Origin of the sequence: Streptomyces hazeniae (assembly GCF_031845485.1) — a bacterium.
In the GTDB taxonomy this organism is placed as follows: Bacteria; Actinomycetota; Actinomycetes; order Streptomycetales; family Streptomycetaceae; genus Streptomyces; species Streptomyces hazeniae.
The window spans coordinates 122653-146845 of the sequence record NZ_JAVREQ010000011.1 but is presented as its reverse complement, the minus strand read 5'-3'; the positions used below and the strand labels follow the sequence as shown (position 1 = coordinate 146845).

Sequence of the window (24193 nt, the reverse complement as noted above, 5' to 3'; positions counted from 1 at the left end):
ACCGGCGGGTAGAGAGCGGCCCTCCGGCGCCACCTCAACACCCCGAGGGGAACACCCCGTTGACAACTCCCGAATCTGCGCGCCGCCCCGCTCCGATGAGCGGCCCCGACGACCCGGACGAGCCCGACGCCCCGCCCCGCAGGCCGAACGACGTGAACGCCGTCCGCCCCGGCAGCACAAACGGCTCCTCCCCCGACACCCCGTTCAGGATCACCGCACTGCGATAGGCCCCCAGCCCCAGATCCGGCGCCCCCACCCCGTGCGAATGCCGCTCACCGTTCTGCACGTACACCCCACCCGTCACCGACGGATCCAGCCCCATCCGGAACCCGCCGTCGATCAGCGGGCGACCCGCCGCGTCCCGCCGCACCAGCGGCGCCAGCGCCGCCAGCAACCGCTCCGCCGGCCGCTCCCGGTACCCCGTCGCCAGCACCACCGCGTCCGTCACCAGCGGCGACCGCTCACCCTGCTCCGCGTGCTCCAGATGCAACTCCAGCTGCGACGACCCCAGCCGCCCCGCCGTCCGCACCGCCACACCCGGCGTCAGCACCACATCCGGCCAGCCGCAACGCACCGCCCGCCGGTACAACTCGTCGTGCACCGCCGCCAGCGTCTCGTGATCCACCGCCTTGTGCAGCTGCCACTGCCGCGGCACCAGCCCGTCCCGCACCCGCTCCGGCAGACCGTGGAAGTACCGCGTGTAGTCCGGCGTGAAATGCTCCAGCCCCAGCTTGCTGTACTCCATCGGCGCGAACGCCGGACTCCGCGTCAGCCACCGCAGCCCCTCACCCCCCACCGGCCGCGCCCGCAGCAGATCCAGGAACACCTCCGCCCCCGACTGCCCCGAACCCACCACCGTCACGTGCCCCGCGGCCACCAGCCTGTCCCGGTGCGCCAGATAGTCCGCCGCATGCACCACCGGCAGCGACGGCGCACCCGCCAACGGCCGCAACTGCTCCGGGACATGCGGAGCCGTGCCGATACCCAGGACCACGTTCCGCGCATACGCCCGCCCCAGCGCCTCCGCCTCACCCGCCTCGTCCAGCCGGGTGAAATCCACCTCGAACAACGCCCGCTCGCCGTTCCACCGCACCGCGTCCACCTGATGCCCGAAACGCAGCCCGCCCCCCACGCCATCGCCGCCCGGACCGTCCGCCGCCAGACCGTCGCACACCCACCGGCAATACGCGTCGTACTCCACCCGCTCGATGTGGAACCGCTCCGCGAAGTAGAACGGGAACAGCCGCTCCCGCGCCCGCAGATGACTCAGGAACGACCAGCGGCTCGACGGATCGGCCAACGACACCAGATCCGCCAGGAACGGCACCTGCAACGTCGCACCGTCCACCAGCAGACCCGGATGCCACGAGAACGACCGCCGCTGCTCGAACACCGCCCACCGCAACCCCGGAACCCCGTCCGCCAGCGCCCCCAGCGACAGGTTGAACGGCCCGCACCCCACACCCGCGACGTCCAGCGGCCCCTCCGACTCCCGCACCCCGCCGCTCACGCGCCCACCTCCGCGCCGCACGCCACCCCGGCACCCGCCGCCACGTCCGCCGCCGCATCCCGCACCAGCTTCACCAACTCCGCCAGCTCCCCCCGCTCCACCCGCGGATGCAGCACCGTCACCTTCCACCACAACCGGCCGTCCAGGGACGCCCGCCCCAGCACCGCCCGACCCTCCTCCAGCAGCCGCCGCCGCACCTCGGCCACCACCTCGTCCGACGCCCCCACCGGACGGAACAGCACCGTCGACAACTCCGGCCACCCACGCAGCTCCAACCCCCGCTCCTCCCGCACCAGCCCCGCCAGCACACCCGCCGCCGCACACGCGTGCTCCACCAACTCCGCCAGCCCCCGACGCCCCAGCGCCCGCAACGTCACCGCCACCTTCAGCACATCCGGCCGCCGCGTCGTCCGCAGCGACCGCCCCAGAAGATCCGGCAGGCCCGCCGCCGCATCATCATCCGCATTCAGATAATCCGCCCGGTGATCCAGTACGCCCAGCTCCGCAGCATCCGGCACCACGAACAACCCCGCCGCCACCGGCTGCCACCCCAGCTTGTGCAGATCCACCGACACCGAATCCGCCCGCTCCAACCCCGCCAACCGGCCCCGCAGCCCCTCACTGAACAACAACGGACCCCCGTACGCCGCATCGACATGCAGCCGCGCCCCACACCGCGCCACCACCTCCGCCACCTCCGGCAACGGATCCACCACCCCCGCATCCGTCGTCCCCGCCGTCGCCACCACCAGCGCACGACCCCCCACACCCGCCAGCGCCTCCTCCACCGCAGCCGGATCCAGCACCCCCCGCGGCGCCGCCACCGTGACCGGCTCCCCAAGCCCCAGCAACCACGCCGACCGGTGCACACTGTGATGCGCGTTCTCCCCGCACACCACCCGCACCCCCCGCCCGAACCGCTCCCGCGCCATCAGCACACCCAACTGGTTCGACTCCGTACCACCCGTCGTCACCAGCGCATCCGGCCGCCCCCCGCCCCGCGCCGGCACCCGGCCCCCGAACACCAGCCCCGCCAACTCCCCGCACACCAGCGCCTCCAACTCCGAAGCCGCCGGCGCCTGATCCCACGAATCCAACGACGGATTCAACGCACTCGCCGCCAGATCCGCCGCAGCCGCCACCGCCAACGGCGGACAATGCAGATGCGCCGCACACAGCGGATCCGCCGGATCCGCCGCCCCCTCCGCCAACGCCCGCACCAACACACCCAACGCCGCCCCCGAACCCACCCCGTACTCCGGCAGCACCTCACCCACCGCCGCACGCACCCGCCCCGCCACCACCTCCGGACCCCCACGCGGCAACGGCCCGCACCGCTCACCCGCCCCCACCGCCAACGCGTCCAGCACCGTCCCGACCAGCGGACGCAACGCGGCAGGCCCCCCGGACCCACCCGCGAGCAACCCGGCATCCCGCACGGCACCCCGCGCAGCACCCCGCGCAGAAACAACGACAGACGCGGCAGAAACAGACATCGGCAGAACTCTCTCGCAATCGACACCACAAAGAGGTAAGGCCGACCTAACCTATGCGCGGAACGCCACCCCGCCACCACACACAGCACACGTTCCCCCGAAGGGGGTACACACAGCACCAGCCGGGGCCCGGCCCCGCCACACGGAACCGAGCCCCGGCCTCCCCCCGGAACCCCCGATCACCCCGCCCCACGCACCGCCAGCACCCGCCGCAGATCATCCAGCTGATCCGCCAGCACCCGACCCAACGCCGGAATCACCTCCCGCGACCGCAACAACTCCTCACCCAGCCGCAACACCTCGTCACCCGCCACCGCATGCGGAAACGCCGCAACCCCCGTCACCCGCGCGATCTCCGCACCCCGCCGCTCCGACACCGCCACCGCCGCATCGAAGAACCCCGGCGCATACGGCTCCAACAACTCCACCTGCTCCGGCTGCCAGAACCCCTCCGCCGTCGCCCGGAACAACCGGTTCGACAACGCATCCCCACCACCGAACAACGCCTCCCAGGCAACCGCCTTCGCCCCCGCCTCCGGCAACGCCGCCCGGCACCACGCCGCCCCCTGCTCACCCGACGCACTCCGGTCCTCAGCCAGCGCCGCCGCGATCTCCCGCTCACCCACCGCACCCAGCACCGACAACCGCTGCAACAGCAACCACCCCAACTCCGCATCCAACTCCGGACCACCCGGCACCGAACCCGCCGACCGCCACCCCAGCAACTCCGCCACATCCGACGAACTCCGCAGCAGACACCGCACCGCCGTCAACCGCACCCCCGGCTCCCCACCGGCCTCCGTCCGCTCCAACAGCGCACGACACACACCCACCAGCAGCTCCAACGCCCCCGCACGCTCCCGCCCCACCAGGAACCGATCCGCCACCGCCCCCCGCGAGAACGCCAGCACCGCCTGCACCACCGACTCGTCCGCCTCCAGCGGCAGATGCGCCCGCACCGCCTCCAGATACACCTCCGGAGCCAGCTGACCGTCCCGCACCATGTCCCGCGCCGCGTTCCACACCACCGCACGCGACAACCCCTCCGGCAACCCCGACAACGACGTCCGCACCGCCTCCCACGACCCCTCGTCCAGCCGCACCTTCGCGTACGACAAGTCGCCGTCGTTCAGCAACAGCAGATCCGGCCGAGGCCCCTCACCCGACACCGAGAACCCCACACCGTCCCCCGACACATCACGCTCCACCCGCTCCCGCAGCACCAGCCGCGCACGGTCACCCGCCACACGGTCGTACAACCCCACAGCCAACCGGTGCGGCCGCATCCCCACATGCCCCACCTCCGCACGCCACCCGCCGGCCCCCTCCGACACCACCGGCGTCAACGTGTCCACACCCGTCGTCCGCAGCCACGCATCCGCCCACGCATGCACATCCCGGTCCGCCGACGCCCGCGCCATCGAATCCACGAAATCCGCCAGCGTCGCGTTCCCGAACCGATGCCGCGCGAAATGCTCGTTCACCCCCGCCAGAAACGCCTTCTCACCCAGCCACGCCACCAGCTGCCGCAGCGCACTCGCGCCCTTCGCATAACTGATCCCGTCGAAGTTCAGCAACGCCGTCGCCGTGTCCGGCACCGACTCCGGCTCCGGCGCCACCGGATGCGTCGACCCCCGCTGATCCGCGTCGTACCCCCAGCCCTTCCGCGCCGCACCGAAATCCGTCCACACCTCCCGGTACCGCGTCGCATCCGCCAGCACCTGATACCCCATGTAGTCCGCGAACGACTCGTTCAGCCAGACGTCGTCCCACCACCGCAACGTCACCAGATCCCCGAACCACATGTGCGCCATCTCGTGCGCCACCGTCACCGCACGATCCTGCACCTCCGTCTCCGTCGCCGCAGCACGGAAGATCTTCTCGTCCCGGAACGTCACCAGACCCGGGTTCTCCATCGCCCCCGCATTGAACTCCGGCACGAACGCCTGGTCATAGGAGTCGAACGGATACGGCTCCTCGAAGATCTCGTGATACCGGTCGAAGCACCGCCGCGTGACCTCCAGCAACTCCTCCGCATCCCGCTCCAGGAACTCCGCCAGCGAAGCCCGCACATGCAACCCGAACGGCAACCCCGCATGCTCCGCCCGCACCGAGTGGTACGGACCCGCCACCACCGCCACCAGATACGTCGAAATCCGCGGCGTCACCGCACACACCCAGCGACCCTCACCGACCCGCTCGGCCACCCCGTTCCCCAGCACCGTCCACTCCGCTGGCGCCGACACCGACACCGCGAACGTCGCCTTCAGATCCGGCTGGTCGAAACACCCGAACACACGCGGCGCATCATCCAGGAAGCACTGCGAATACAGATACGTCAGCCCGTCCGCCGGATCCGTGAACCGGTGCATGCCCTCACCCGTCCGCGAATACGGCATCTCCGCCTCCACCCGCAGCTCGTGCTCACCCGCACCCAGCTCCAGCGGAAACCGGCCCTCCGACAACAGCCCCGCATCCAGCTCCACACCGTCCAGCACCACCCGCCGCAACACCACCGGCCGCACGTCCAGAAACGTCCGGCCCCCCGATCTCGCCGCGAACCACACCGTCGACGTGGACCCGAAACTCTCCTCCCCACCCGTCACATCAAGATCGATCACGTACTCGTGGACGTCCAGGAACCCGGCTCGCTGCTGCGCCTCGTCGCGCGTCAAAGGGGACATGCGCCCATGCTGCCGCACGCACCGTCCCCATCGCACGGACCTTTCGACCAGGTCAGTACTTCGGCCCGACGTGCGCGTCCATCAACGCCACGGACGCCCTGCGGGCGATCGACACGTTGAACGGGTCGTGACCGCGGGCCAGGACCGTCCACTCCACGCCGACCCTGCGCAGCGTGTCGGTGAAGATGCGCCTGATGTCGTCGGACTTGTTGGTGAAGAAGTACCGGGGGTACTCGTACCGCTTCCTCTCCCCACCGACCATGCGCGTCGTCCAGTTCGTGATCCGGCACCCGTCGGAGTGGATCAACCCCCGGATCAGCTCCCACGGATGCGCGTCCACGATCTCCTGCTGCCACGGCTCCAGCGCTATGAGCCGGTCATGCTTCTTCCCGGGCCCGTGCTGCGGAAAGAGACACGGCCAGTGAGTAGACACCGACTTCACCTCGGCGCAGCCGTTCCGGACCCTGCGGTGAATGCTGGGCATCCTCATCACACAGCGCATCGCTTCCTCGGCTGCGTCGATCAAGCCCGGCCACTTGAGGTCGCAGAAGACCGATAGGTGGTTCTGCTTCGGTTTGCGGATGATATGGCCGTCGCCGAGGTACAGGCCGAGCAGGTAGGCGTACCAAGGCCCGTCGACTTCTTGAGTCGAACAGCGAGGACAGTCATGGGTGCGCTCGAAGAGTTCTCCTAGTGCCCTCCGGTCCTCGTACCGCCACCACCCGACTGTTCCGCGAGGCACACCGAGGAGATCTGAGACCTCACGGTTGGGAGTGCCCCGGCGTAGCAGTGTGAGCGCCTCTTCGCGAGTCGAAGAAAGGTGCTGTTCCATGAACGAAACGTTGCAGTTTTACGATGTGGAAAGGCGAAAAGGGCCGCTTCGTCACCTGAAAGGGTGACGAAGCGGCCCTGTCGGTGCCGGGTGCGGGATTCGAACCCGCACGCTCTTTCGAGCAATCGAGTTTGAGTCGATCATGTCTGCCCGTTCCATCAACCCGGCCGAGCGGCGCACGGAGAGCATACCGCGTGCCGATGAGCTTTGGTGGATGGGTAGGCTCGGGGGTCCCACCGTGCGGAAACGAGGAGCCCAGTGAGCACCGCGGACGCCCCCGAGCCCACCGAACCCGCCGACGCCGAAGCGGCGAGCGCCCACGTGCCGCCGGAGACGACACGTGTCGTCATCGCGGAGGACGAGGCGCTGATCCGGATGGATCTCAAGGAGATGCTGGAGGAGGAGGGGTACTCCGTCGTCGGCGAGGCCGGCGACGGGCAGTCGGCGATCGATCTGGCCCGTGAGCACCGTCCGGACCTGTGCATCCTGGATGTGAAGATGCCGGTGCTGGACGGTATCTCCGCCGCGGAGCGGATCGCGGAGGAGGCGATCGCGCCGGTGCTGATGCTGACGGCGTTCTCGCAGCGGGAGCTGGTGGAGCGGGCGCGGGACGCGGGTGCGATGGCGTACCTGGTGAAGCCGTTCAGCAAGAGCGACATCGTGCCGGCGATCGAGATGGCGGTGTCGCGGTTCACGGAGTTGCGGGTGCTGTCGCAGGAGGTCGTGGACCTGGAGCAGCGGCTGGAGACGCGGAAGCTGGTGGACCGGGCGAAGAGTGTGCTGCAGACGCAGTACGGGTTGTCGGAGCCGGCGGCGTTCCGGTGGATTCAGAAGACGTCGATGGATCGGCGGCTCTCGATGCGGCAGGTGGCGGAGGCCGTGATCGAGAACGCGGAGGAGAAGAAGCGGCAGCAGTAGGCGTCGCGGTTTCCGGTGCGGCGAAGGCGCCCGCCCCCTTTCCGGGGGCGGGCGCCTTCGCCGTGTGCCGGGTTCAGTCTTCGCCGAGGTAGGCCTTGCGGACGGATTCGTCGTGCATGAGTTCCTGTCCGGTGCCGGAGAGGACGATGGAGCCGACCTCCATGACGTGGCCCTGGTCGGCGAGGGAGAGCGCGGCTTGGGCGTTCTGTTCGACGAGCAGGATGGTGGTGCCGGAGTTCTTGAGTTCGTTGATGGTCTCCATGATCTTCTGCATCATGATCGGGGAGAGGCCCATGGAGGGTTCGTCGAGCATGAGCAGTTTGGGCCGGGACATGAGGGCGCGGCCCATGGCGAGCATCTGCTGTTCGCCGCCGGAGAGTGTTCCGGAGGCCTGTTTGCGGCGTTCTCCGAGGATGGGGAAGCGGTCGTAGACGCGTTGGACGTCTTTTTCGACGCCGGCTGCGTCGCGTCGAAGGAAGGCGCCGAGTTGGAGGTTCTCGGCGATGGTGAGGCGGGGGAAGAGGCGGCGGCCTTCGGGGGAGTGGGCGATGCCTTTGGCGACGATCTTGTGTGCGCTGACGCCGTCGAGGGCTTCGCCGTCGAACATGATCTTGCCGCTTGCGGGCTTGAGGAGGCCGGAGAGGGTGCGCAGGGTGGTGGTCTTGCCGGCGCCGTTGGTGCCGATGAGGGTGACGACCTGGCCTGCTTCGACCGTGAACGAGATGCCCTTGACGGCTTCGATCTTGCCGTAGGCGACGCGGAGGTCTTCGACTTCGAGGAGTGCGGTCACTTCTTCTCACCCTCTTCTTCGGCGCGGGTGGTTCCGGCCTGGTCGGCGGCGGGCCCTTCGGTGCCTCCGCCGGGGCCGGTGTCGTCGTCCGTGCCGGTGGTGCTGGCGGTGCCGCCGGTCCCGTCGGTGCCGCCGGTCGTGTCGGGGACGGGGGCGGGGGCGGGGGTGTCGGTGTCGTGGTGGGCTTCGGCGGCGGCGACCTCCTGGGCCTCCGCCTCGCCGGGTTCGCCCTCGAAGGGGGTGCCGAGGTAGGCGGCGACGACGCGGTCGTCGCTCTGGACGACCTCGGGGGTGCCTTCGACGATCTTCTCGCCCTGGACGAGGACGGCGACGCGGTCGCACAGGTTGAAGATGAACCGCATGTCGTGCTCGATGACGAGGACGGCGATGCCCTGGTCGCGGACGGCGAAGACCAGTTCCTGGGTGGCCTGGGTCTCCTGCGGGTTCATGCCGGCGGTGGGCTCGTCGAGGAGCAGGAGGCCGGGTTCGGAGGCGAGTGCGCGGGCGATCTCGAGCTTGCGCTGTTCGCCGTAGGGGAGGTTGCGTGCGAGGTGGTCGCGTTTGGCGGCGAGGCCGGTGAACTCGAGGAGTTCCATGGCGCGGGCCTCGGAGTCGCTTTCGGCCTTGCGGAAGCCGGGTCCGCGCAGGAGGGCGGACCAGAGGCCTTCCTTGGTGCGGGTGTGGCGGCCGACGAGGACGTTCTCCAGGACGGTCATGTTGGCGAAGAGCCGGATGTTCTGGAAGGTGCGGGCGACGCCGGCCTTGGTGACGAGGTGCGACTTGGGGGGCAGCACCTTGCCCTTGTAGGAGACCGTTCCCTCGGTGGGGACGTAGAGCCCGGTGAGGCAGTTGAAGAAGGTGGTCTTGCCGGCGCCGTTGGGGCCGATCAGGCCGACGATCTCGCCGCTGTCGACGGTGAGTTCGACGTCGCGGACGGCGGTGAGTCCGCCGAAGCGCATGGTGACGCCGGAGGCGTGGAGCACGTTGCCGCCGGTGCCGGGTGCGGCGGGCGGGGGCGCGGTCTTCGTGGTGGTGGTCATGGGTGTCACGCCTCCGCCTTGCTGAGGCCGGTCTGTTTCGGGATGTCGAGCTGGCCCGTTTCGTGGAACTCGAGCTTCTTGCGCCGGTCGGCGACGAGGCCTTCGGGGCGGAAGCGCATGAGCAGGATGAGGGCCAGGCCGAACAGCAGGAGCTGGTATTCGGCCATGAACTCGAGCTTCTCGGGGATGAGGTAGAGCAGGGCGGCGCCGATGAGGGGGCCGCTGACGGTTCCCATGCCGCCGAGGATGACGGCGGCGAGGAGGAAGGCCGAGTTGGGCGGGACGGCTTCGACGAATTTGTACTGCGTGGGGCTGACGGTGTAGGTCACGTGCGCCTGGACGGTGCCGGCCATGCCGGCGAGTGCGGCGCCGAGCGCGAAGGCGACCAGCTTGGTGCGGAAGGTGTTGATGCCCATGGCCTGTGCCGCGGTCTCGTCCTCGCGGATCGCGACCCAGGCGCGGCCGATGCGTGAGTTGTCGGAGCGCTTGAAGACCATCACGACGATGGCCGTGAAGAGGAGCATCAGCAGGTAGTAGTTGGCGAAGCGGCCGATTTCGAAGCCGAGGAAGGTGTGTTCTTCGCCGAGGTTGAAGCCGAAGATCACGAGGTCGGGGATGTCGGGGATGCCCGAGGGCCCGTTGGTGATGTCGGGTCCGGAGGTGCCGTCGAGGTTCTGCATGCCGATGCGGAAGATCTCGCCGAAGCCGAGGGTGACGATGGCGAGGTAGTCGCCGCGGAGTCGCAGGGTGGGGGCGCCGATGAGGACGCCGAAGACCAGCGAGGCGCTGATGCCGGTGAGGACGGCGAGCCAGAACGGGAAGTGGATGTCGAAGGGCGAGAAGGGGGTGCCGGAGACCAGGGCCGCGGCGTAGGCGCCGACGCCGAGGAAGGCGACGTAGCCGAGGTCGAGGAGCCCGGCGAGTCCGACGACGATGTTCAGGCCCAGCGCGACGGTGGCGAAGATGAGGATGTAGGCGCCGAGGCTGGCGTAGGCCTCGCTGGACTGGGTCAGGGGGAAGGCGACGGCGGCGATGAAGGCCGCGGCGACGGTGATGTTGCGGTGCTTCGCGGTGACGGCGGCCAGCCGGCGGTTGAGCCCGGCGCGGGTGACGGCGGTGATGGCCGCTGCGCTGAGCAGCAGGAAGCCGATGAAGAGTTCGCCGTACGGGGTGGCGATGCCGTAGGAGAAGACCCAGAGGCCGATGGCGACGGCCGCGCTGATGATGAGGATCTCCACCCAGGGAGGCAGTGCCTTGGCCGCTGCGGGCGCGGGTGCTTTGAAGCTGTGGAGGAACCGGTGCAGCGGGGTGGTGGGTGGGTTGTGCGGGTCGTGCGCGGTGTCGGCGGGGAGGCCGAGGGCGCCGATGACGGTGATGAGGGAGGCCGCTGCGGCGATGATGCCGCCGGGTTCGAGGTTGACGAGGCCGCCGAGGGTCACGGCGACGGCGCCGGCGGCGTACCAGGTGACGGCGAAGGTGCCGAGGGCGAGCAGCAGCACGGGGCTGTTGCTGCCGCCGGGGGTGAGCCAGCGCAGTGCCTTGACGCCGAGTCCGGCGAGGAGGAAGGCGAGGGTGAGGAGTGCGCCGATGAGGGTGAGGACCTGGAGGCCGCCGGGGTAGCCGTAGACGGTGAGGTTGCCGGGGAAGGCCTGGGTCCAGGTCCAGGCGAGGAAGGTGCTGGCGAGGGTGGCCGTGGCGCCGGCGGCGGTGAGGACCCGTGCGGGGGTCGCTCCCAGGGGGAGGGTGCCGGGTGTGGGGGCGCCGGTGCCTGCGTTGTCGGGCACGGGTGTGGTTGTGGTGGTGGTCGTCATGGTTATCACGCCCGATCCGCGACGCGTTCGCCGAGCAGGCCCTGGGGACGGAGGAGGAGGACGAGGATGAGCAGGACGAAGGCCCATACGTCCTTCCAGCCGCTGCCGAAGGAGGACATGCCGGGGAGGAGTTCGATGTATGCGGTGGCCAGGGCTTCGGCGACGCCGAGGACGAGACCGCCGATCATGGCGCCGTAGATGTTGCCGATGCCTCCGAGGACGGCTGCGGTGAAGGCCTTGAGGCCGGCGATGAAGCCCATCTTGAAGTTGACTTCGCCGTACTTGAGGCCGTGGGCGATGGCGGCGATGGCAGCGAACGCGGAGCCGATGGCGAAGGCGGTGACGATGATGCGGTCGGTGTTGATGCCCATCAGCTTGGCGGTGTCGGGGTCCTGCGAGGTGGCCTGCATGGCGCGGCCGCTGCGGGTCTTGGACACGAAGAAGCCGAGGGCGATCATGCTGACGGGGGCGGCGATGAGGATGTAGACGTCGGCGCCGCCGAAGCTGACGCCGCTGATGTCGAAGCCGCCTCCGGAGAACTGGGGGAAGGAGCGCGACTTGTGGCCGTCGGGGTAGAAGGCCCAGACCAGCTGCTGGAGGGCGATGGAGAGGCCGATGGCGGTGATGAGGTAGGAGAGCCGTGGGCCGCCGCGGAGGGGCCGGTAGGCGAGCCGCTCTGCTCCGACGCCGACGATGACGGAGAACGCCATGGCGAGGAGGAGCATGAGGGGGAGTGCGATCAGCAGGCTGGTGCCTTCGGGTAGCCAGAGCCAGGCGGTGAGGGCGCCGAAGCCGCCGATCATGAATATCTCGCCGTGGGCGAAGTTGAGCAGCTGGATGATGCCGTAGACCATCGTGTAGCCGACTGCGATGAGTCCGTACAGCCCGCCGAGTAGCAGGCCGTTGGCGAGTTGCTGCGGCAGATCGTTCACCGCGGAGCCTCCGGAGGGGATGGGTGTTCAGACGGCTTCGCGGGGGCGCCGAGACGCCCCCGCGGAGCCTGTGGGTGGTGGGTTACGGGCCCGTGGGCCTGTGGTGTGCCGGGGCTCAGCCCTCGAACGTGCCGGTCTTGGCGGGCACGTGCTTCCCGTCCTTCACCTCGTAGATGGACAGCTGGCGGTTGGTGTTGTCGCCGAACTCGTCGAAGCCGACGGAGCCGGTGACGCCGTCGAAGGTGATGTTCTGCATGGCCTCGGTGACCTGTGCGCGTGCGTCGTCGATCTCGTCGGGAAGCTGGCCGTCGTTCTTCTCGGCGGCTTCCTTCACGGCGAGGATGACGGCCCAGGTGCTGTCGTAGGCGTAGCCGCCGTAGGGGCCGTAGGTCTGCTCGTAGCCGGCCTTCTTGTAGTTGTCGATGAAGGCCTTGGCGGTGTCGAGCGTCTCGAGGGGCGCGCCCACGGAGCTGGCGAGGTCGCCTTCGGCGTTCTTGCCGGCGATCTTGACGTACTCCTCGCTGAAGAGGGCGTCGCCGCCGACGACGGGGATGTCGGCGCCGGCGCGCTTGATCTGGTCGGCGAGGGGGGCGCCGGCGGGGTACTCGCCGCCGTAGTAGACGAAGTCGGCCTTGGAGTTGGAGACCTTCGTGGCGATGGCCGTGAAGTCCTTGTCCTCCGGGTTGACGTGGTCGGTGCCGACGACCTTGCCGCCGATCTCCTTGAAGTGGTCGGCGAAGGTGCCGGCGAGGCCGGCGCCGTAGGTCTTCTTGTCGTCGATGACGTAGACGTTCTTCAGGTCCTGGTCGTTGTACATGTACTCGGCCATGTACGGACCCTGGATGGCGTCGGTGGTGGAGGTGCGGAAGTAGGTGTCGTGGGGGCGCTGCTTGTCGCCCTTCTGCCAGTCCACGCCCTGGGTGAGGGCGGGGTTGGTGTTGGCGGGGGACACCTGGACCATGTCGGCCTTGGCGAAGACGGGGGCCATGGACTGGCCGACGTCGGAGTTGAGCGGGCCGATGGCGCCGATCATGTCGGTGTTGCCGACGAACTCGGTGGCGTTCTGCTGGCCCTGCGTGGTCTGGGCGACGTCGTCCTTGGAGACGAGCTTGAAGGTGACGCCGTCGACGGTGTTCTCCTTGTTCGCGGTCTTGACCGCGAGTTCGGCGGAGTTCTTGATGCCGATGCCGATGGCGGAGAGGTTGCCGGTGAGCGGGGCGTCGAGGCCGATCTGGACGACGCGTTCGCCGCCCTTGTCGCCGCCGTTGGAGTCGTCGCGGGAGCCGCACGCGGTCAGCACGAGTGCTCCGGTGGTGACCGCGGTGGTGAGCATGATGAGGGATCGCTGGCGCACGATCAGTCCTTTCCCCTGGCGCGGCGCACTCAGGTGAGTGGCCGTGTAGCGCGCCGGGCCGTACTGGGGGCTGGTACTGGATCCGTGCTCTGACAGTTCGCGCCCGGCGGCGCGGTGACTGGCGGTGACTCTAAGGGGAGGGCTGGCGGCGGGGGAGAGGTGTCGAGAAGGATGTGACTTTCTTGTTATGACGCGCGTCATGACGGACGTCATCGTGGCGCGAGATAGATGCCCTGCGCACGAAAGGTACGCCTGGCGGACGGCGAAGCTGCAGTTCCCTCGCGTGTCGCGCGGGTGCGGGCCGTGGGGGAGTCCGCATTCCGTACGCGTCCGGCGCGGGAGGGGGCCGGGTGTGGCACACGTCACTCCGTCCGGTGGTTCTCTCGACGGGTGAGGTGACGCTGTGTGAGTGCGGGGGCGGTATCCGGGGCGAGCGTGAGGATCCGCCCGCAGGGGCACGTACCGGGATGTTCCGCCCGCGGAGAGGGGCGGCGCCGGTCCGGGGCCCGGACGCGGGTGCTGTGGGGCGGGGATCGGGTGGGTGACGCTGGGTCACCCGCGGCCTCACCTGCCGTCGGCGGCCGGTCCGGCGTCGCGGAGCAGGCAGGTGAGGCGGGCGCTGCACACCCGCTTGCCGTTCTCCTCGGTGATGACGACCTCGTAGGTGGCGGTGGAGCGGCCTCGGTGCACCGGGGTGGCGGTGCCGGTGACGATGCCGGAGCGGACGCCGCGGTGGTGGGTGCAGTTGAGGTCGACGCCGACGGCGATCTTCGCCGGGCCGCCGTGCAGCATGGCGCCGACGGAGCCGAGGGTCTCGGCGAGGACGGCGGAGGCGCCGCCGTGCAGCAGTCCGTACGGCTGTGTGTTGCCCTCGACGGGGAGGGTGCCGACGACCCTGTCGGGGGCGGCCTCGACGACGGTGACGCCCATGCGGTCGCCGAGGTGGCCTGCGGAGAACAGCGACGGGAGATCGACGCCTACGCCGGTCCACTGTTCGAGGATCTCCGACGGGAACTTCGTCGCGGTCTGCTCGCCCATGCTCAACGGCTCCGATCAGCTGCGCCGGCCGCCGCGGGCCGGGCGTGGGGTGTCCGCCTCGTTCCTATCATCGGCCCCGGACCGTCCGGCGGCGGGGGTGACCGTGACCACCACGGACTTGCTGGCCGGGGTGTTGCTCACGTCGGCGGTGGCGTCCAGCGGCACCAGCACGTTGGTCTCGGGGTAGTAGGCGGCGGCGCAGCCGCGGGCGGTGGGGTAGTGGACGACACGGAAGCCGGGCGCGGTGCGGCGGACGCCGTCGCGCCATTCGCTGGTGAGGTCGGCGTAGGCGCCGTCGGGCAGGCCGCGTTCGGCGGCGTCGTCGGGGTGCAGGAAGACGACGCGGCGGCCGCCGGTGATGCCGCGGTAGCGGTCGTCGAGGCCGTAGACGGTGGTGTTGTACTGGTCGTGCGAGCGCAGGGTCTGGAGCAGCAGCCGCCCCTCGGGCACGTGCGGGTACTCCACCGGCGCGGAGGTGAAGGTGGCCCGGCCGGTGGCGGTGGGGAAGCGGCGTTCGTCCCGCGGGGCGTGGGGGAGGGTGAAACCGCCTGGGCGGGCGGCGCGGGCGTCGAAGTCCTCGAAGCCGGGCACGACGCGGGCGATGCGGTCCCGGATGCGGGCGTAGTCCCGCTCGAACTCCTCCCAGGGCGTGGCCGATCCGTCGCCCAGGACACGGCGGGCGAGGCGGCAGACGATGGCCGGTTCGGACAGCAGGGCGGGGTCGGCGGGGTCGAGGCGGCCGCGTGAGGCGTGCACCTTCCCCATGGAGTCCTCGACGGTGACGAACTGGTCGCCGCCGGCCTGGTTGTCGCGTTCGGTGCGGCCCAGAGTCGGCAGGATGAGGGCGCGGGCTCCGGTGACGCAGTGGGAGCGGTTGAGCTTGGTCGACACGTGCACGGTGAGGCGGGCGCGGCGCATGGCGTCCTCGGTGACGGCGGTGTCGGGGCTCGCGGCGACGAAGTTGCCGCCCATGGCGAGGAAGACCTTGGCGTTCCCGTCGCGCAGGGCGCGGATCGCGCGCACCACGTCGTAGCCGTGCCGGCGGGGCGGTGCGAAGCCGAACTCGGCCTCCAGTGCGTCGAGGAAGGCGGGCGCCGGGCGTTCGAAGATGCCCATCGTGCGGTCGCCCTGCACGTTGCTGTGGCCGCGGACGGGGCAGACGCCGGAGCCGGGGCGCCCCACGTCGCCGCGGAGCAGGAGCAGGTTGACGATCTCGCGGATGGTGGGCACCGCGTGCTTGTGCTGGGTGAGGCCCATGGCCCAGCACACCACGGTGCGGCGGGAGGCCAGCACCATGCGGCCGGCCCGTTCGATCTCCTCGCGGGTGAGGCCGGTGGCCCGCAGCGTCTCGTCCCAGGAGGCGGCGCGGGCGGTGGCCGCGTACGTGTCGAAGCCGTGGGTGTGCTCGGCGATGAACGCGTCGTCGGTCGCCTCGGCTTCGAGGACCAGGCGGGCCAGGGCGCGGAAGAGGGCCTGGTCGCCGCCGATGCGGATCTGGAGGAAGAGGTCGGTCAGGCGGGTGCCCCGCCCGGCGAGGCCGCGGGCGGTCTGCGGGTTGCGGAACCGGGCCAGGCCCGCCTCGGGCAGCGGGTTGACGGTGAGGATCCGCGCCCCGGCCCGCTTGGCCTCCTCCAGCGCGGACAGCATGCGGGGGTGGTTGGTGCCCGGGTTCTGCCCGGCGACGATGATCAGTTCGGCCTTGTGCAGGTCCTCCAGGTGCACGCTGCCCTTGCCGACGCCGAGGGTCTCGGTGAGTGCGGAGCCGGACGACTCGTGGCACATGTTGGAGCAGTCGGGCAGGTTGTTGGTGCCGAACTCGCGGGCGAAGAGCTGGTAGAGGAACGCGGCCTCGTTGCTGGTGCGGCCGGAGGTGTAGAACACGGCCTCGTCGGGGGAGTCCAGGGCGCGCAGTTCGCCCGCGACGATGTCGAGCGCGCGGTCCCAGGACACCGGCTCGTACCGGTCGGCGCCCTCGGGAAGGTACATCGGGGTGGTCAGCCGGCCCTGCTGGCCGAGCCAGTAGCCGGAGCGGCCGGCGAGGTCGTCGAGGGGATGCCGGGCGAAGAAGTCGGGGGTGACGCGGCGGAGCGTGGCCTCTTCGGCGACGGCCTTGGCGCCGTTCTCGCAGAACTCCGCCCGGTGGGTGCGCTCCGGCTCGGGCCAGGCGCAGCCGGGGCAGTCGAAGCCGTCGGGCTGGTTGACGCGGAGCAGGGTGAGCGCGGTGCGCCGCACGCCCATCTGCGCCGTGGCGTGCCGCAGCGAGTGGCCCACGGCGGGCAGGCCGGCGGCGGCGCGCTGCGGGCCGTCGGCCTGCGGGGCGTCCTGTACCGGGTCCTCGGCGGGCGGTTCTCGCGTCATGTACCGATCGTCGCATGCCGGTGCGACAGCGCCCCGGTGATGGGCCCCGGCACGTCCGGACGGCGTTGTCGGCGGGGCGTGGGAGTATCGGGTGCGTGGCCAAGACAGCACCTGAAGACACCGCACCGCGCCTGCTCCTCATGGACGGGCACTCGCTCGCCTACCGCGCGTTCTTCGCGCTGCCCGCGGAGAACTTCTCCACCTCCACGGGTCAGCAGACGAACGCGATCTACGGCTTCACCTCCATGCTGGCGAACACCCTGCGTGACGAGGCGCCGACGCATTTCGCGGTGGCGTTCGACGTGTCGCGGAAGACGTGGCGGTCGGAGGAGTTCGCGGAGTACAAGGCGAACCGCTCCAAGACGCCGGACGAGTTCCGCGGCCAGGTGGAGCTGCTCGGGGAGCTGCTGGACGCGATGCGGGTCAAGCGGTTCGCCGTCGAGGGCTTCGAGGCGGACGACGTGATCGCCACGCTGGCCACGCGTGCGGCCGCGGACGGCTTCACGGTGTCGATCGTCACCGGCGACCGGGACTGCCTCCAGCTCGTCACCGATGACGTGACCGTCCTCTACCCCACGAAGGGCGTCTCCGAGCTCACCCGCTTCACGCCGGCGAAGGTGCAGGAGAAGTACGGCCTGTCGCCGAGCCAGTACCCGGACTTCGCCGCGCTGCGCGGCGACCCCTCGGACAACCTGCCCGGCATCCCGGGGGTGGGCGAGAAGACGGCGGCGAAGTGGATCAACCAGTTCGGCTCGTTCGCCGAGCTGGTGGAGCGTGCCGAGGAGGTCAAGGGCAAGGCCGGCCAGAACCTCCGCGACCACCTTGAGTCGGTGAAGCTGAACCGGCGGCTGACGGAGCTGGAGCGGGAGGTGGAGCTGGACGAGGGCCCCGCCGGCCTCGTGCGGCAGCCCTACGACACCGAGGCCCTGCAGGTCGTGCTGGACGCGCTGGAGTTCCGCCACCCCAACTTCCGGGAGCGGCTGTTCGCCGTCGACCCGGGAGCAGTGGCGGAGGAGGTCGAACCGGCGGAGGGCATCACGGTCGACGGCACCGTCCTCGGCGACGGCGAGCTGGCCGGGTGGCTCGCGGAGCACGGCTCCGGCGGGCCGCTGGGCATGGCCGTCGTCGCGGCGTGGAAACAGGGCACCGGCAGCGTGAGCGAGGTCGCCCTGGCGACGGCGGAGGGCCCGGCCGCCTGGTTCGACCCCGCGCAGCTCGACGAGGCCGACGAGAAGGCGTTCGCCGCCTGGACCGCCGACGCGGAACGCCCCAAGGTCCTGCACGACGCGAAGTCCGCGATGCGCGTGTTCGCCGACCACGGCTGGCGGATCGCCGGCGTCCGGGTCGACACCGCCCTCGCCGCCTACCTGGTCACCCCCGGCCGCCGCTCGTTCGCCCTGGACGGCCTGTCGGTGGAGTACCTGGGCCGGGAGCTGGCTCCGGCGGCCGCCGAGGGCGGCGGGCAGCTCGCCTTCGGCACCGACGAGCAGGCCGAGGCCGACGCGCTGATGAGCAAGGCCCGCACCGTCCTCGATCTCGGCGAGGCGCTCGGGCGCCGGCTGGAGGAGGTCGGCGCCGCCGAGCTGATGCGCGACCTGGAGCTGCCCACCTCCGAACTGCTGGCCCGGATGGAACGTGCCGGGATCTGCGCCGACCGCGACTGGCTGTCGCAGATGGAGCGGCAGTTCGCCGACGCGGTGGAGCAGGCCGTGGCCGCCGCGCACGCCTCGGTGGGACACGAGTTCAACCTCGGCTCCCCCAAGCAGCTCCAGGAGGTTCTCTTCGGCGAGCTGGGCCTGCCCAAGACGAAGAAGACCAAGACCGGCTGGACCACCGACGCCGACGCGCTGGCCTGGCTCGCCGGGCAGACCGAGCACGAGTTGCCGGTGCAGATGCTGCGCTACCGCGAGCAGCAGAAGCTGCGCAGCACCGTCGAGGGCCTGATCAAGACGGTCTCCGCGGACGGCCGCATCCACACCACCTACAACCAGACGGTCGCCGCGACCGGGCGGCTGTCCTCCACGGACCCCAACCTCCAGAACATCCCGGTGCGCACGGACGAGGGTCGCGCGATCCGCCGCGGCTTCCGCGTCGGCGACGGGTACGCCTCGCTGCTCACCGCCGACTACAGCCAGATCGAACTGCGCGTGATGGCCCATCTCTCCGAGGACGCGGGACTGATCGAGGCGTTCACCGGCGGCGAGGACCTGCACGACACGGTCGCCTCGCACGTCTTCGCCGTCCCCACCGGTCAGGTCGACCCCGAGATGCGCCGCAAGATCAAGGCGATGAGCTACGGCCTGGCGTACGGCCTGTCCGCGTTCGGTCTGTCGCAGCAGCTCGGGATCGCCCCCGACGAGGCCCGCAGGCTGATGGACGACTACTTCGAACGGTTCGGCGGCGTGCGCGACTACCTGCGCCGCACCGTGGACGAGGCCCGCGCCACGGGCTACACCGAGACCATCATGGGCCGCCGCCGCTACCTGCCCGACCTCACCAGCGACAACCGGCAGCGCCGGGAGATGGCCGAACGCATGGCCCTCAACGCGCCCATCCAGGGCACCGCAGCCGACATCGTGAAGGTCGCCATGCTGCGCGTCGACGAGGCGCTGCGCGCGGAGCGCCTGTCCTCCCGGATGCTGCTCCAGGTGCACGACGAGATCGTGCTCGAAGTGGCACCGGGGGAGCGGGAGGTGTGCGAGGAGCTGGTGCGCCGGGAGATGACCGGCGCGGTCTCGCTGCGCGCCCCGCTCGCGGTGTCCGTCGGGTCCGGCGCCGACTGGGAGTCCGCGGCGCACTGAGGCGCCGCGGGACGGCGGGGGCCGCAGCGGCGGACGGGCCCCGTTTCGATGCCGGGGCCCGCTGACGCGGACAGCGGAATGCCGTAGGGTCACGTGTCGATGTGGTCACCTGTCGACGTGAGTCGCCGGGGGAGAGGGGTGTCCTGAGCATGGGGCGATACCGGGGCAGGCACGCAGCCGCCAAGCAGACCGACTTCGGCTCCGCGCGACTCCGCAGAGGGGTGAGCAGCGCGGCGATCGCGGCCGCGGCCATGGCCGCGCTCACCGCCTCCCAGGCGCCCGGCATCGGACTCGCGCAGGGCGGCGGCGCCGAGGGCGACGTCCCCTCCGGCTCGGCGCCCGACGCCGGCCCCGGCGACGACTCGTACCACACGGAGTTGCCGCCGCTCGCCACTCCCGCGCCGCCCGAGGAGGGCGGCGAGGTCGGCCCGGACCAGTCCGGCATCCCCGCGACGGTGCTCGCCGCGTACAAGAAGGCCGAGCGCGCGATATCCGGCTCCGACCCCGCCTGCAACCTGCCGTGGCAACTCCTCGCCGCGATAGGCAAGGTGGAATCCGGTCAGGCCCGCGGCGGCGCGGTCGACGAGGCCGGTACCACCTTCGACCCCATCCTCGGCCCCCAGCTCAACGGCGAGGGCTTCGCGGAGATCCGCGACACGGACAACGGCGTCCACGACGGCGACGCGGCCTATGACCGCGCCGTCGGCCCCATGCAGTTCATCCCCTCCACGTGGGCGAAGTGGCGCGCGGACGGCAACGGCGACGGCCGCTCCGACCCCAACAACATCTACGATGCGGCGCTGGCCGCGGGCGGTTACCTCTGCGCCGGCGAACGGGACCTCGCCGTCAAGGCCGACCTGGACCGGGCGATCCTCAGCTACAACAACTCGAGCGCCTACCTGCGTACGGTCCTGTCCTGGCTGGAGTTCTACCGCGACGGCGTCCACGAGGTGCCCGACGGCGCCGGCCCGCTGCCCACGTCGCCCGGCGCGGGCGGTGACGACGGCCCGTCCTCGGGCGGCTCCGGGACGGGCAAGCCGTCCCCCGACCCCTCCGGGGGATCGGAGTCCCCGGACCCGGACCCGGACCCGAGCGACGACCCCTCGGACGACCCCTCCGAACCGGGCGAGCCGACCGACCCGACGGACCCGACGGAACCCGCCGAGGACGTGCCGGCCGCGCTGGAGCGTGTCGGCGCGGCGGAGGTCACGGTCACCGCGGGCGGACAGCACACCGGTGGATACCCGGTGCGCGTCACGGCCGAGGACGGCGACCCCGTCGCCCAGGCCCGGGTGCGCTACGAGATCGTCGGCGACACCGCGGCCCGCTTCCCGCGCGGCGCCCGGATCGTCGAGGTGCGGACGGACGAGGAGGGCGCCGCGGCCGCGCCCGCCCTCCTGGCCGGCGACCGCGCCGGAAAGTTCACGGTCGTCGCGACGGTGGTCGGCCACGGCGACGTGCGCGCCGCCGAGTTCACCACGACCGTCGCGCCCGCGCCCGAACCCGAGGCGGACACGCTGCAGCGCGTCGGCGAGGGCGGCCCGGTACAGGCCCCGGCGGGCACGGTCTGCCCGGCCGTACAGCTCCAGGCCACGTACGGGGGCGAAGCCGCCGCCGGGGTGACCGTCACCGCCACGGTGCTCGACGCCGCCGGCAAGCCCCTCCCGGCCGGCACCGGCCCGTACTTCGCCGGTGAGGGCGAGGCCGAGCTGCACACGCTCGAGGTGCGTACCGACGCGGAGGGACGGGTCATGCTGCCCGACCTGCACGCCGGGGAGCAGCCCGCCGACTACCGCCTGCGGCTCACCACTCCCGGCGGCGGTTCCCTGGTGGTCACCGTCAAGGTGACCGCCGCCCCGTCCACCCCGACGCCGACGCCCACGCCGACGCCCTCGTCCTCCGCACCGTAGCGGCGTGCCCCGCCTCTCCCCGTGACGTCGCGGGGAGGGCGGGGACGGCGTCGACCGTGCCGCCGCGCTCCCGCCAGGGGTCAGCGGCGGGGGTTGACGCGACGGGTGGGCAGGGCGGAGAGGGGGTCCTCGGGCCAGGCGTGCCGCGGGTAGCGCCCCCGCAGTTCCGCCCGCACCGCCCGGTATCCCTCGCGCCAGAATCCCGCCAGGTCACCCGTGACGGCGGCCGGCCGCCCCGCCGGCGACAGCAGGTGCACCAGCAGCGGCACGCGCCCGTCCGCGATGCGCGGCGTCTCCTGCCAGCCGAAGAGTTCCTGGAGCTTCACCGCCAGCACCGGCTGCTCCGCCGCGTAGTCGACCCGCACCCGGGACCCGGAGGGGACCTCCACCCGTTCGGGGGCGAGTGCGTCGAGGCGCGCGGCCTCCCCTTCCGCCCACGGCAGCAGCCCGCGCAGCACGTCGCCCGCGTCGGTGCGGGCCAGGCCGGCGCGGTTCGCCACCGCGCCCAGCCACTCGTCGGCGCGTGCGAGCAGCGCGCGTTCGGACACCTCGGGCCACGGGGCGCCCAGCTCGCGGTGCAGGAAGGCCAGCCGTTCGCGGAGGGCGCGGGAGTCCCGCGTCCACCGCAGCAGGCCGGTGCCTTCGCGGCGCAGACCGTCCAGCACGGCGGCCCGCAGCGCCTGCGGGCCGGGTCGCTCCAGCGGGCGGACGGAGAGTTCGAGGGCGCCCAGCCGTTCGGTCCGCGCCGCCACCACGTCGCCGCGGTCGGGGTCCCAGCGGACCTCCTCGCTCTCCTGCCGCAGCGCGGCCGCCGCCTCGCGCGCCGTCGCCTCGTCGATGGCGGCCGCCAGCCGGACCCGGGCCGCCGGCGAGCCGACGGGCCGGTCGGCCACCGCGACCGCGAGCCAGCCGGCGCCGCGCAGCGGTGAGCCGTCCGGGCATTCCGCGCGGGTGCCGCCCGCCATCAGCCAGCTGCGTCCGCCGCGCGCCGCCGCCACCCGTTCGGGGTGCGCGAGCGCCGCGATCAGACCGGCCGCCTGCCGCGGGTCGACGGGACCGCCCTGCTCGTGGTCCGCCTCCGGGCCCGCGTCCCGCCCGTCCGTGCCGTCCGCCGCTCGCAGCGCGGCACGCAGGCGCCGCACCTCCGCCGCCCAGCGTGCGCCGTATGCGTCGCGCCCCCGGCGGGCCGTGCGCAGCGCGTCCGCGAGGTCGTCGCCGTAGTCGCGCGGCGGCTCCTCGCTGAGAAGCGCCACCGCCTCGGCCGCTGCCCGGACTCCGACCCGCGGGGCGCCGTCGAGCAGCGCCCGTGCCAGGCGCGGGTGCACTCCCATCCGGGCCATGCGCGTGCCGCGTTCGGTGACCCGGCCGTCCTCGCCGGCGGCGCCGACGGCGCGCAGCGTCTCGCGGGCCGCCGCCATCGCCCCGGGGGGCGGTGCGTCGGGCAGCGCCAGGCCGGCGGCGTCCGGCTCTCCCCAGGCGGCGGCGTGCAGCGCGAAGGCCGTCAGGTCGGCGACGGCGATCTCCGGCGAGGGCCATTTCGGGCGCCCCGCGTCCTCGGCGGGCGCCCAGCAGCGGTACACGACGCCGGGCGCCTCGCGGCCCGCCCGGCCCTGCCGCTGAGCGGACGCCGCCCGTGAGACCCGCACGGTCGTGAGGGCGCCCAGGCCGCGCGCGTGGTCCGTGCGCGACTCGCGGGCCAGCCCGGAGTCGACCACGCTCCGCACGCCCGGCACGGTCAGGCTGGACTCCGCGACCGACGTGGCGAGGATGACGCGCCGCTCCGCAGCGCCGCCGGTACCGCCGTCCGCGCCGCCGGTGCCGCCCCCGCGCAGCACCGCGTCCTGCACCGAGGCCGGCGCCCGCCCGTGCAGTTGCAGCACCTCGGCCCCGCAGCCCTCCAGCAGCCCGGCGACGCGGCCGATCTCCCCGAGACCGGGGAGGAAGCACAGCACGTCGCCCGCCTCGACCTCGGTCAGCGCCCGCCGCACGGTGGCCGCGACGTGCCGCAGCAGGGCCGGGTCGACCCAGGTGCCGTGCGACGGCCGGACGGCGGCGGGCGGCGCGGCGTGCCGCGCCTCGACGGGGAAGGGGCGGCCGGCGCCCTGCACCACCGGCGCGTCCGTCGCCTCGTCGTGGGTGGCGAGCAGCCGCGCCCAGGCGTCGCTGTCCTGGGTCGCGGACGCGGCCACGATCCGCAGCCCGGGCCGCAGCGCGGCCCGCACGTCGAGCAGGAAGGCCAGCGCGGTGTCGGCGTCCAGGTGCCGTTCGTGGCACTCGTCGAGCAGCACGACGTCCACCCCGCCGAGTTCCTGGTCGCGCTGGAGGCGTTGCAGGAGTACGCCGGTGGTGACGACCTCCACCCGGGTACGGCGCCCGGCGCGCCGGTCCCCGCGCACGGTGTACCCGACGGTGCCGCCCGGCTCCTCGCCGAGCAGCCACGCCATCCGGCGGGCCGCGGACCGGGCGGCCAGCCGGCGCGGTTCGGCGACCAGCACTCGCCGGGCGGGCGGGTGCGCGCCGGCGGGTCCGAGGAGCCCCGCGAGGTGCAGCGGCACGAGCGTGGTCTTGCCGGTGCCGGGGGGTGCGCAGAGCACCGCCGTGCCGTGGCCGTCCAGCGCGTCGGTCAGGGCGGGCAGGCAGTCCCGCACGGGAAGGCGGTCGAGGGCGTCGGTACGCAGCACGTGCCCCAGTCTCCCAGCGCCCTCCCGGTCCTCCGCGC

General features: G+C 71.9%; 15 protein-coding genes and 1 tRNA gene. 3 read left to right on the top strand and 13 right to left on the bottom strand.

Annotation, left to right across the window (positions count from 1 at the left end; translation table 11 throughout):
* Positions 1-34: 34 nt before the first annotated feature.
* The 5 genes from RM572_RS14410 to RM572_RS14390 all read right to left on the bottom strand — a co-directional run bounded on the left by RM572_RS14410 (position 35) and on the right by RM572_RS14390 (position 6690).
* Positions 35-1510, bottom strand: a complete 1476-nt coding sequence (locus tag RM572_RS14410) for a lysine N(6)-hydroxylase/L-ornithine N(5)-oxygenase family protein (protein WP_311673721.1) — start codon at positions 1508-1510, stop codon at positions 35-37.
* The gene (locus RM572_RS14405) at positions 1507-2787 is read right to left on the bottom strand and encodes a pyridoxal phosphate-dependent decarboxylase family protein (RefSeq protein ID WP_449657218.1); all 1281 of its coding nucleotides are present in this window, start codon (positions 2785-2787) and stop codon (positions 1507-1509) included. The genes RM572_RS14410 and RM572_RS14405 overlap by 4 nt, the downstream gene beginning before the upstream one ends.
* A 398-nt stretch (positions 2788-3185) precedes the next feature.
* Positions 3186-5690 (bottom strand): aminopeptidase N, encoded by a 2505-nt coding sequence (gene pepN / locus RM572_RS14400; protein WP_311673719.1) that lies wholly within the window; start codon positions 5688-5690, stop codon positions 3186-3188.
* Between the two features lie 52 nt (positions 5691-5742).
* Complete coding sequence (locus RM572_RS14395) at positions 5743-6522, bottom strand: helix-turn-helix domain-containing protein (RefSeq protein WP_311673718.1); 780 nt, start codon at positions 6520-6522, stop codon at positions 5743-5745.
* 84 nt (positions 6523-6606) lie between these two features.
* Positions 6607-6690 (bottom strand) — tRNA-Leu (locus tag RM572_RS14390).
* A gap of 90 nt (positions 6691-6780) precedes the next feature.
* On the opposite strand from RM572_RS14390, the gene RM572_RS14385 reads away from it, so the two are divergent.
* A complete protein-coding gene (locus RM572_RS14385; protein WP_311673717.1) occupies positions 6781-7440 on the top strand; it encodes an ANTAR domain-containing response regulator in 660 nt (219 codons plus the stop codon).
* Positions 7441-7513: 73 nt separating this feature from the next.
* Here the strand turns inward: RM572_RS14385 and RM572_RS14380 are convergent, their stop codons facing one another.
* The 7 genes from RM572_RS14380 to RM572_RS14350 all read right to left on the bottom strand — a co-directional run bounded on the left by RM572_RS14380 (position 7514) and on the right by RM572_RS14350 (position 16763).
* Positions 7514-8230 carry an ABC transporter ATP-binding protein gene (locus RM572_RS14380; protein WP_027762475.1) on the bottom strand — a complete coding sequence of 239 codons (717 nt, stop codon included), beginning with the start codon at positions 8228-8230 and terminating at the stop codon, positions 7514-7516.
* Positions 8227-9270 (bottom strand): ABC transporter ATP-binding protein, encoded by a 1044-nt coding sequence (locus RM572_RS14375; RefSeq protein WP_311673716.1) that lies wholly within the window; start codon positions 9268-9270, stop codon positions 8227-8229. Before RM572_RS14375 ends, RM572_RS14380 begins: the two co-directional genes overlap by 4 nt.
* Before the next feature lie 5 nt (positions 9271-9275).
* On the bottom strand, positions 9276-11081 hold the full coding sequence (locus RM572_RS14370) for a branched-chain amino acid ABC transporter permease (RefSeq protein WP_311673715.1): 1806 nt from the start codon (positions 11079-11081) through the stop codon (positions 9276-9278).
* 5 nt (positions 11082-11086) lie between these two features.
* Positions 11087-12013 carry a branched-chain amino acid ABC transporter permease gene (locus RM572_RS14365; RefSeq protein ID WP_027762473.1) on the bottom strand — a complete coding sequence of 309 codons (927 nt, stop codon included), beginning with the start codon at positions 12011-12013 and terminating at the stop codon, positions 11087-11089.
* Positions 12014-12128: 115 nt separating this feature from the next.
* Complete coding sequence (locus RM572_RS14360; protein ID WP_311673714.1) at positions 12129-13367, bottom strand: branched-chain amino acid ABC transporter substrate-binding protein; 1239 nt, start codon at positions 13365-13367, stop codon at positions 12129-12131.
* Between the two features lie 564 nt (positions 13368-13931).
* A complete protein-coding gene (locus RM572_RS14355) occupies positions 13932-14405 on the bottom strand; it encodes a PaaI family thioesterase (RefSeq protein ID WP_311673713.1) in 474 nt (157 codons plus the stop codon).
* Positions 14406-14420: 15 nt separating this feature from the next.
* Entirely contained in the window at positions 14421-16763 is a 2343-nt protein-coding gene (locus tag RM572_RS14350; RefSeq protein ID WP_311673712.1) for an FdhF/YdeP family oxidoreductase, read from the bottom strand.
* Between the two features lie 140 nt (positions 16764-16903).
* On the opposite strand from RM572_RS14350, the gene polA reads away from it, so the two are divergent.
* Together polA and RM572_RS14340 are read left to right on the top strand one after the other, a co-directional pair.
* Complete coding sequence (polA, locus tag RM572_RS14345; RefSeq protein ID WP_311673766.1) at positions 16904-19564, top strand: DNA polymerase I; 2661 nt, start codon at positions 16904-16906, stop codon at positions 19562-19564.
* 149 nt (positions 19565-19713) lie between these two features.
* Positions 19714-21474 (top strand): lytic transglycosylase domain-containing protein, encoded by a 1761-nt coding sequence (locus RM572_RS14340; protein ID WP_311673711.1) that lies wholly within the window; start codon positions 19714-19716, stop codon positions 21472-21474.
* A gap of 80 nt (positions 21475-21554) precedes the next feature.
* On the opposite strand, the gene hrpB is transcribed toward RM572_RS14340, so the two are convergent.
* A complete protein-coding gene (gene hrpB, locus RM572_RS14335; RefSeq protein ID WP_311673710.1) occupies positions 21555-24155 on the bottom strand; it encodes an ATP-dependent helicase HrpB in 2601 nt (866 codons plus the stop codon).
* Positions 24156-24193: the final 38 nt, after the last annotated feature.